At 71.8% G+C, this 8,196-nt stretch carries 9 protein-coding genes; 6 read left to right on the top strand and 3 right to left on the bottom strand.

Annotation, left to right across the window (positions count from 1 at the left end; genetic code table 11):
• On the bottom strand, window positions 1-326 hold a 326-nt coding region (locus tag ACLEQD_RS31615), incomplete at its 3' end, for an SWIM zinc finger family protein (protein ID WP_410389225.1).
• A 309-nt stretch (window positions 327-635) separates the two neighbouring features.
• Between ACLEQD_RS31615 and ACLEQD_RS31610 the strand changes: the two genes are divergently transcribed.
• The 6 genes from ACLEQD_RS31610 (at window position 636) to ACLEQD_RS31585 (ending at window position 6,589) form a co-directional block, all read left to right on the top strand.
• Window positions 636-1,436 (top strand): hypothetical protein, encoded by an 801-nt coding sequence (locus ACLEQD_RS31610; protein ID WP_410389224.1) that lies wholly within the window; start codon window positions 636-638, stop codon window positions 1,434-1,436.
• A gap of 81 nt (window positions 1,437-1,517) precedes the next feature.
• Window positions 1,518-2,267: a di-heme oxidoredictase family protein gene (locus tag ACLEQD_RS31605; protein WP_410389223.1), complete on the top strand. Its 750-nt coding sequence runs from the start codon at window positions 1,518-1,520 to the stop codon at window positions 2,265-2,267.
• Entirely contained in the window at window positions 2,264-2,899 is a 636-nt protein-coding gene (locus tag ACLEQD_RS31600) for a di-heme oxidoredictase family protein (protein WP_410389222.1), read from the top strand. The genes ACLEQD_RS31605 and ACLEQD_RS31600 overlap by 4 nt, the downstream gene beginning before the upstream one ends.
• Window positions 2,900-3,028: 129 nt before the next feature.
• A complete protein-coding gene (locus ACLEQD_RS31595) occupies window positions 3,029-4,477 on the top strand; it encodes a UbiA family prenyltransferase (RefSeq protein WP_410389221.1) in 1,449 nt (482 codons plus the stop codon).
• Between the two features lie 13 nt (window positions 4,478-4,490).
• Window positions 4,491-5,855, top strand: a complete 1,365-nt coding sequence (locus tag ACLEQD_RS31590) for an FAD-dependent oxidoreductase (protein ID WP_410389220.1) — start codon at window positions 4,491-4,493, stop codon at window positions 5,853-5,855.
• Entirely contained in the window at window positions 5,852-6,589 is a 738-nt protein-coding gene (locus ACLEQD_RS31585; protein WP_410389219.1) for an SDR family oxidoreductase, read from the top strand. Before ACLEQD_RS31590 ends, ACLEQD_RS31585 begins: the two co-directional genes overlap by 4 nt.
• Here the strand turns inward: ACLEQD_RS31585 and ACLEQD_RS31580 are convergent.
• Window positions 6,586-7,503: a hypothetical protein gene (locus ACLEQD_RS31580; RefSeq protein WP_410389218.1), complete on the bottom strand. Its 918-nt coding sequence runs from the start codon at window positions 7,501-7,503 to the stop codon at window positions 6,586-6,588. The genes ACLEQD_RS31585 and ACLEQD_RS31580 overlap by 4 nt on opposite strands.
• Before the next feature lie 62 nt (window positions 7,504-7,565).
• The coding region (locus ACLEQD_RS31575) for a thioesterase domain-containing protein (RefSeq protein WP_410389217.1) at window positions 7,566-8,196 on the bottom strand (631 nt) is incomplete at its 5' end.

Genomic DNA, 8,196 nt, shown 5'->3' with positions numbered 1-8,196 from the left:
AGGGAGGCGGGGCCCGGGCGGGCAGGGGCCGCCGCCGCGGTGGCCTTCCGGCCTTCCGCCTGACGCAGGACGATGGCCGCGGCGATGACGTGCTCGCACGGGTCCGCCTTCCCCCGGCAGTCGCACTCCCAGATTTCGTCCTCGGGGTAGAGGGTGGTGGTGAGCGGGGTGGGGCGGCCGGGGATGCGGACGCGGAGGACGACCTCCTCCTCGTCCACGGACTGCACCGACACGACCCCCGCGCGCGACAGGGCCTGTCCGGCGGACCACGTGGCCGGGCCTGACTCCTCCCGGATGGCTTCGAGCAGTTCCGCGAGCGCCGACATACGAGGGGCGATTCCCTAGCCCCGCGCACGGCCTGGCGCAAGCAACGGGGCGAGTCGCTGTGACACCGCGAGATACACGCCCCGGCGCTTCTGTAACGGTCCGCGCTACAGGCCCCAGGGCACGCGTGTCACCCGGGAGGGGGGCTTTCCGAGGAGCGCCTCGAAACCTTGGAACATGGCGTGACAGGTGCATGACGCACGGCCTGGAGCGCGCGTCCGGTGCTTCCCTGTTGCCGCCGGCCGGACTCCCCGCGTCTCCATCCGATGTGCGCGAAGCAGACAGTGCCCCCCACACAGTCGAGGTCCCACATGCACCTGAAGATGACGAGTCGCCTCCTGGCGGCTGCGTTCCTGAGCCTGGTTGCCGGTTGCCAGGGTGAGCCGACGCAGGCTCCGGAAGGTTCGCAGTCCGCGCAGCCGCTCTCCGCCGCGGCGGAGTGCGTCCAGCGGTTTGACGGCATCACCACCTGCGCCAAGGGCAACGCGGCCCTGAGCGCTTCCGAGAAGGGCGTGCAGGTCACCGGGCTGAAGGACGCCAAGACGGACGGCGTCTCCAGCACGTTCAACGACGCCATCACCTGGTCGCAGGACGCGCAGGTCCGCATTGGCAGCGCCACGGGCGGCATTGCCCTGGCCGCGCGGGATGGCGACCAGGTCGTCAGCACCCTGCGCATGATTCCCGGCAAGGACCGCCAGGTGCAGGTGGCGCCGGGCTTCACCGGTTCGCCCTCCGGCGCGTTCCGGATGAACGTCTACAACAATGGCAACCTCGTCGGGACGACCGCCCAGCCGCAGTCGATGATCATCATCTTCTACAGCTGGTGGGACTTCCTCGACTGGTACTACTGGCACTGGGACTTCTTCTCCTTCCGCACCACGACGGGCGGGGGCGTGGGCCAGGACGGCGCCTGCGGCTGGCGCCTGCACGCGGCCAACACGACCTTCCGCGTGAAGCTCGCGGACGGGAAGGAAGTCGTCGGCGACACGGCGGAGTTCATCGAGGAGATCGGCGACGGCGCCTATCCGTACCGCCACTTCTCCGGCATCGACGTGAACGCCAGCGCCACGGACTTCCTCATCACGGGCGAGTCCTTCGGCCAGGAGAAGTAGGCTTCACCTCCACCGGGCGGGGCCCTTGCGTCCCGCCCGGTGGGCTGTCTGTCTGAGCCTTCCCCCCGAGGAGTCGTGACGATGCGCGTACCCTGGTCCCTCGCTGGTGTCTCCGCCGGAGCGCTGCTCATCGGCGCCGCGTGGGCCACCGTCGTCCGCCGCCCCGAACCCCTGCTGCTGGGCGCGCTGCCCCCCGTCGCCCTGCCGCACGTGGAGCAGTCCGGCGGCGCCACCACCGTGACGGACACCGGCCGCAACGCCTTCGGGCGCGCGCCCATGAACATGCCGCGCTCGCGCTGGCCGGACTTCTACGCGGGCAAGGGCGTCTTCGACCGCGACTGGAGCGATTCGCGCCAGCGCCCCGCCGTGGCCGGCCCCTTCTTCAGCGCCACCGGCTGCATGACCTGCCACGTGAAGGACGGCCGGGGACAACCTCCCTCGAGCCCCACGGAGGCGCCCGTCTCGCTGGCGTTCCAGCTGAGCGCGCCCGGCGGCGCCGGTCCCCACCCGCTGTACGGCATGCAGCTGGACCTGCACGCGGTGGAGGGCCAGGTCCCCGAGGGCCACGTCCGCGTCGACTACGAGGAGACGCGCGGCACGTTCGCCACCGGCGAGCCGTACTCCCTCGTGCGTCCGCGCTACCAGTTCCAGGGCCTGGTGCGCGGCCCGCTGGGGGATGGCGCCATGTTCTCCGCCCGCGTGTCGCCCGTGAACTTCGGCCTGGGGCTGCTGGAGGCCCTGCCGGAAGCCGGCCTCCTGGCCGCGCGGACCCCGAGGACCGCGACCACGACGGCATCTCCGGCCGGGCCAACCAGGTGCTCGACGTGGTGACGGGAGAGACGCGCCTGGGCCGCTTCGGGTGGAAGGCCAACCAGCCCACGCTGCGCCAGCAGGTGGCGCACGCGCTCGTCGCGGACATGGGCGTCACGACGACGCTCTACCGCCAGGAGCAGGGCCGGGACGCACCGGGCGAGCCGGAGGTGTCCCAGGACGACCTGGACCTGCTGATGATCTACATGCGCCTGCTCGCCGTGCCGAAGCGGCGCGACTGGGAGGCGCCGGAGGTCCAGCGGGGCCACGCCGTGTTCCGCGCCCTCGGCTGCGCGGCCTGCCACGTCGACACGCCCCAGGAGACGGGGCTGGTGGAGGGCTTCGACGAGGTGTCCCGGCAGGTCATCTACCCCTACACGGACCTGCTGCTGCACGATCTGGGCGAGGGCCTGGCGGACGGGCGTCCGGATGGGCTCGCCACGGGCAGCGAGTGGCGCACGCCGCCCTTGTGGGGCATCGGGCTGGTGGAGTCCGTCAACCGGCACACGCGCTTCCTGCATGACGGCCGGGCCCGCTCCCTGGAGGAGGCCGTCCTCTGGCACGGGGGCGAGGCGGCCGCCGCGCAGGGCAAATACGTGCGGCTGCCCCGGGAGGACCGGGCCGCGCTGCTCGCCTTCCTGAAGTCGCTCTGAGGCACGGGCGGGACGCCCTCCCGTCCGGACGGCGGCCAGGAGGACCGTCGCCTGGAGGGGGCTTCCGCCCTCGGGGGGCACGGAACGGTGGACGGCCCGGGCCCTTGGGCTACCCTGCGGGCCCCCTTCATGCAGCCTCCAGCCCCCATCCCCGACGCCGTGCCTGACGTCCCGCTCGCGGTCGACCTGGACGGCACGCTGGTGCGCACGGACACGCTGCATGAGAACCTGCTCGTGCTCCTCAAGCACGCGCCGTGGCTGCTGCTGCTGGCGCCGCTGTGGGTGCTCCGGGGCAAGGCCTTCTTCAAGGCGGAGGTGGCCCGCCGCGCGCGGCTGGACGTCACGTCGCTGCCCTACAACGCGGAGGTGCTGGCCTTCCTTCGCGAGGAGCACGCGCGGGGGCGGCGGCTCGTGCTGGCCACGGCCGCGGACCGCGGCATCGCCGACGCGGTGGCCGCCCACCTGGGCCTCTTCGACTCGGTGGTCGCCAGCGAGGCCGGGGTGAACCTGTCCGGCGCGCGGAAGCTTCAGCGGCTGCGCGAGCTGCTGGGCACCTTCGACTACGCGGGCAACGACGCGGTGGACCTGCCGCTGTGGCGCGAGTGCCGGCAAGTCATCGTGGTGCACGCGACGGCGGGGGTGCTGCGTCAGGCCCAGGGGCTGGGCCGCCCCGTGCACCGCGTCTTCGAGCCCCCGCCGGCCGGACCGCGCCCCTGGGTGAAGGCGCTGCGCGTGCACCAGTGGGCGAAGAACGCGCTCGTCTTCGTGCCCCTGCTGGCGGCGCACAAGGCCACCCACGGTGGCATGGCCCCGCGCGCGGTGCTGGCGTTCATCGCCTTCAGCCTCTGCGCCTCCAGCGTGTACGTCATCAACGACCTGTTGGATTTGGCGTCGGACCGGCGGCACCCGTCCAAGTCCCAGCGGCCCTTCGCGTCCGGGGCCCTGCCGGTGCGCGCGGGCGTGGTGCTGGCGCCGCTGCTGCTGGGGAGCGCCGCGGCGCTGGCGCTGGCGACGCTGCCCCTGGCGTTCTCCGCGCTCCTGGCCGCGTACTTCGTCCTGACGCTGGCGTACTCGCTGCGGCTCAAGCAGGTGGTGATGCTGGACGTGCTGGTGCTGGCGGGCCTCTACACCGTGCGCATCTTCGGCGGCGCGCTGGCGGTGGGGGTGCCCACGTCCAGCTGGCTGCTCATGTTCAGCACGTTCCTCTTCCTGTCGCTGGCCCTGCTCAAGCGGCTGAGCGAGGTGCGGCGGCTGCGCCAGTCCAACGAGACGTCCGCGCACGGGCGCGGCTACCTGGCGCAGGACTACGAGCAGCTCGCGAGCCTGGGCGCGGCGGCGGGCCAGGTGTCCGTGCTGGTGCTGGCCCTCTACATCACCAGCAAGGAGGTGACGGCGCTGTATGCCCATCCGGAGCGGCTGTGGCTGCTGTGCCCGGTGATGCTGTACTGGGTGGGCCGCATCTGGGTGCTGGCGCACCGGGGGCTCGTGAACGAGGACCCGCTCGTCTTCGCGCTGCGCGACCGGGTCAGCTACGTCGTGGGCGCGGTCGCGGCGCTGGTGCTGTGGGTGGCGACGTGACGGGGGCGTGGCGATGAGCACGTCGGACTCCTGGGGCCGCTTCCCCCGCGTGGAACAGCGGACGCGCGCGCTCGTGTGGCGCTCGGACGCGCTGCCCCGGGTGGACGGGCCGGTGCTGCCGCATGGCCTGGGCCGCAGCTACGGCGACTCCTGCCTCAACGGCGGGGGCACGGTGCTGCTCACCGCGGGCCTGGACCGGCTCATCGACTTCGACCCGGCGACGGGCGTGGTGCGCTGCGAGGCGGGCGTGTCGCTGGACACGCTGCTGCGGCTGGCCGTGCCGCGCGGCTGGTTCCTGCCGGTGACGCCGGGCACGAAGTTCGTCACGGTGGGCGGCGCCATCGCCAACGACGTGCACGGCAAGAACCACCACCGGGCCGGGACGTTCGGCCGGCACGTGCGCCGGTTCGAGCTGGTGCGCTCGGACGGCAGCCGCCGGATGTGCTCGCCCGTGGAGAACGCGGACTGGTTCGGCGCGACGATTGGCGGCCTGGGGCTCACGGGGCTCGTCACCTGGGCGGAGGTGCAGCTGACGCCCATCCGCAACCCCTTCGTGGTGCAGGAGACCGTCCCGTTCGAGAACCTGGACGGCTTCATGCGCGTGTCCGCGGAGTCCGAGGCGGACCACGACTTCACCATGTCCTGGGTGGACTGCCTGGCACGCGGCCGCAAGCTGGGGCGCGGCCTGTTCTACCGGGGCAACTTCGCGCCCACGCAGTTCGACCGGCTGCCCCTGGCCAAGAGCCACCTGTCGCATGGCAGCGGGCTCGCGGTGCCCGTGGACCTACCGGGCTTCTGCCTCAACCGGCTGTCGGTGTCCGCCTTCAACTTCCTGTACTACCACCGCGAGCGGACCAAGCCGTCCCCGCGGCTCGTGCACTACGATCCGTTCTTCTACCCGCTCGACAGCGTGTACGGCTGGAACCGCATCTACGGCCGCCGGGGCTTCCTCCAGTTCCAGTGCGTGGTGCCCCACGCCACCGCGCGCGACGCGCTGAAGGAGCTGCTGGAGCGCAGCGCCCGAGGCGGGCTGCCCAGCTTCCTGTCCGTGCTCAAGACGTTCGGCGACCTGCCGTCGCCCGGGTGGATGTCCTTTCCGCGCCCGGGCTACACGCTGGCCCTGGACTTCGCCAACCGGGGGGAGAAGACGTGGCGGCTGGTGGAGGAGCTGGACCGCGTGACGCGTGAAGCGGGCGGCGCGGTGTACCCCGCCAAGGACGCGCGCATGAGCCCGGAGAGCTTCGCGGCGTACTTCCCCCAGCGCGAGCGGTTCTCCGCGTACATCGATCCCGCGTTCTCTTCCTCCTTCTGGCGCCGGGTGAACCCGGCGTCGCTGCCCCTGCCTTCGCTGGAGGGACGCCAGGTCTCCATCCCATGAAGAAAGTCATCGTCCTCGGCGCCACGAGCGCCATTGCCCAGGCGACGGTGCGGCTGCTCGCCGCGCGCGGGGCTGCGCTGTACCTGGTGGGCCGCAACGCCGCGAACCTGGAGGCGGTGGCCCGGGACGCGGCCACGCGCGGCGCGCCGAAGGTGGAGTTCCGGGCGCTGGACCTGAACGACTGTGAAGCGCACGCGAGCCTGGTGGAGCGGGCGTGGCAGGCCCTGGGCGGGCTGGACGGGGCCGTGCTGGCGCATGGCGTGCTGGGAGACCAGGCGGAGAGCCAGCGCTCGTGGGCCGCGACGGAGCTGGTGCTGCGCACGAACTTCCTCTCCGCCGCGTCGCTGCTGACGGAGCTGGCCAACCGCTTCGAGGCGCAGAAGGCTGGCACGCTGGTGGTGATTTCGTCGGTGGCGGGAGACCGAGGCCGGCAGAGCAACTACGTGTACGGCGCGTCCAAGGGCGCGCTGACCGTGTTCCTCCAGGGCCTGCGCAACCGGCTGGCGAAGTCCGGCGTGGCGGTGGTGACGGTGAAGCCGGGCTTCGTGGACACGCCGATGACGGCGCACGTGCCGAAGAACAAGCTCTTCGCCTCGCCGGAGCAGGTGGCGCGCGGCCTGCTGAAGGCCGCGGACGGACGCAAGAACGAGGTCTACGTGCCCGGCTTCTGGGCGCTCATCATGCTCATCATCCGCGGCATCCCGGAGCCGGTGTTCAAGCGGCTGAAGCTCTAGGTGTCTGCCATTGCCTGAACGGGCAGCCGGTGGAGCGGGGCGCAGTGGGGCGCGTGCGTCTGGAGGAACTGGCGCATCCGCTCCGCGCGGTCCAGGTCCTTCTCCTGGACGGAGGCGACCCGGAGGGCCCAGGCGCTCAGCAGGCGAACCACGATGAGGGGCGAGCCCTCCTGGTGGTGTTCCAGGGTCCGCATGCCCTCCGGCGTCACCGTGCCCGTGAGGACCTCCGCGGAGTGGAGGAGGACTTCGTAGAAGACGCGGCCCGCCTTGGCGCCGGGGAGCGCGGGGTTGAGGTCGGCCATGGCGAGGGCTTCCCGCGCGAGCGTCAGTCCCCGCTCGGGATCGTCCTTGCAGAGCAGGTGGAGGAGCGCGTCCATGCCCCGCTCCATGGCCTGGAGCAGGGGCGCCTTGCCCCGCCAGTTCACCTGGTTCAATTCGTGGCGGGCCAGCGCGTCCTGCCCGTAGAGGATCCTCGCCAGGGCATGCCTCTGCGCTCGCAGCAGGTCCACGTCGGGGAACGGGCTGGTCGGGGGAAGGAGCTCGTCCGTGAGCCGGAGGTAGGCCTCCGGGCCCGGCTGCAGGAGCGCCTCGGCTTCCTTCCTGCGCACCTTGCGAGCCTGGAGCTGCCGCCAGAACAGACTCGCGCCCAGGACCGTGGAGACGAGGGTGAAGATGGCAATCAACGTCGGGACCCACTCCGGCTGGAGCGTGGGCGACGGGGTCGGCTGACTCCTTCCCGGGTGCGTGGGATTGGAGAAGAAGACGTAGAAGCCGCCGTAGAGCGCCAGCAGGGCGGCCCACAGGAGCAGGAGCTTCAGGAACGGATGGGAGCCCAGACGCCCCAGCAGCGGCAGCTTGCGGAGCTGGTCCTTGGTGGCATTCCGGAGATAGCGATTGTTCTCTTCGCGTGACATGCGCGGACCGTAACCTGTTTCCACTCCGTGCCTGAAAGACAGACACGGAGTGGAGGCGGGCTTCAACTGCCGGTGGCCTCCTGCTTCGGGGCGGCGGACAGGGCCGTGCGCAGGCGCTCGACGACGGGCGCGAGGTGCGGGTCCTGCATCAGGGCGTGGTGGCCGCCGGGGACGGTGTGCACCTCCAGGCCGCCACGGACGAGGGGCTCCCAGCCGCGGTGACGCGGGAGGGAGGCGGGGGCTTCGCCAGCGCTCAGGAGCAGGGCGGCGCCTTCATACGGCCGGGGTACGTACTTCTCCTGGGCGAAGAGGTTGGAGCGGAAGACCTGGAAGAGGGCGCGCAGCTGGGCGGGCCCGGAGTGCGCGTCGAGGATGCGCGCCCGGAGTCCTTCCTGGAGCAGGTGGTCCAGCATGGCTTCGTCACTGCCCTGGGCCAGGACGTCGTCGGAGAGGGAGAGCGCCTGGCCGAAGGCGGTGGCCGTGGCGTGAGCGAAGGCGAGCCTCGCGCGGGCGTGGGAGTCGAGGTGCGCGACGTCCTGCGAGGGCTTCGTCAGGCCAGGGACGTGGGTGTCGATGAGGGCGAGCAGGTGCACGGCTTCGCCGGCTTCGCGCAGCCGCTGGGCCATTTCGTAGGCGATGAGTCCGCCCAGGGACCAGCCTCCGAGCTGGTAGGGGCCGTGAGGCTGCACCGTG

The organism is Corallococcus sp. 4LFB (assembly GCF_046520365.1).
GTDB lineage: Bacteria > Myxococcota > Myxococcia > Myxococcales > Myxococcaceae > Corallococcus > Corallococcus caeni.
The sequence above is the reverse complement of the archived record's forward strand: the minus strand, read 5'-3'. Positions and strand labels throughout refer to the sequence as shown.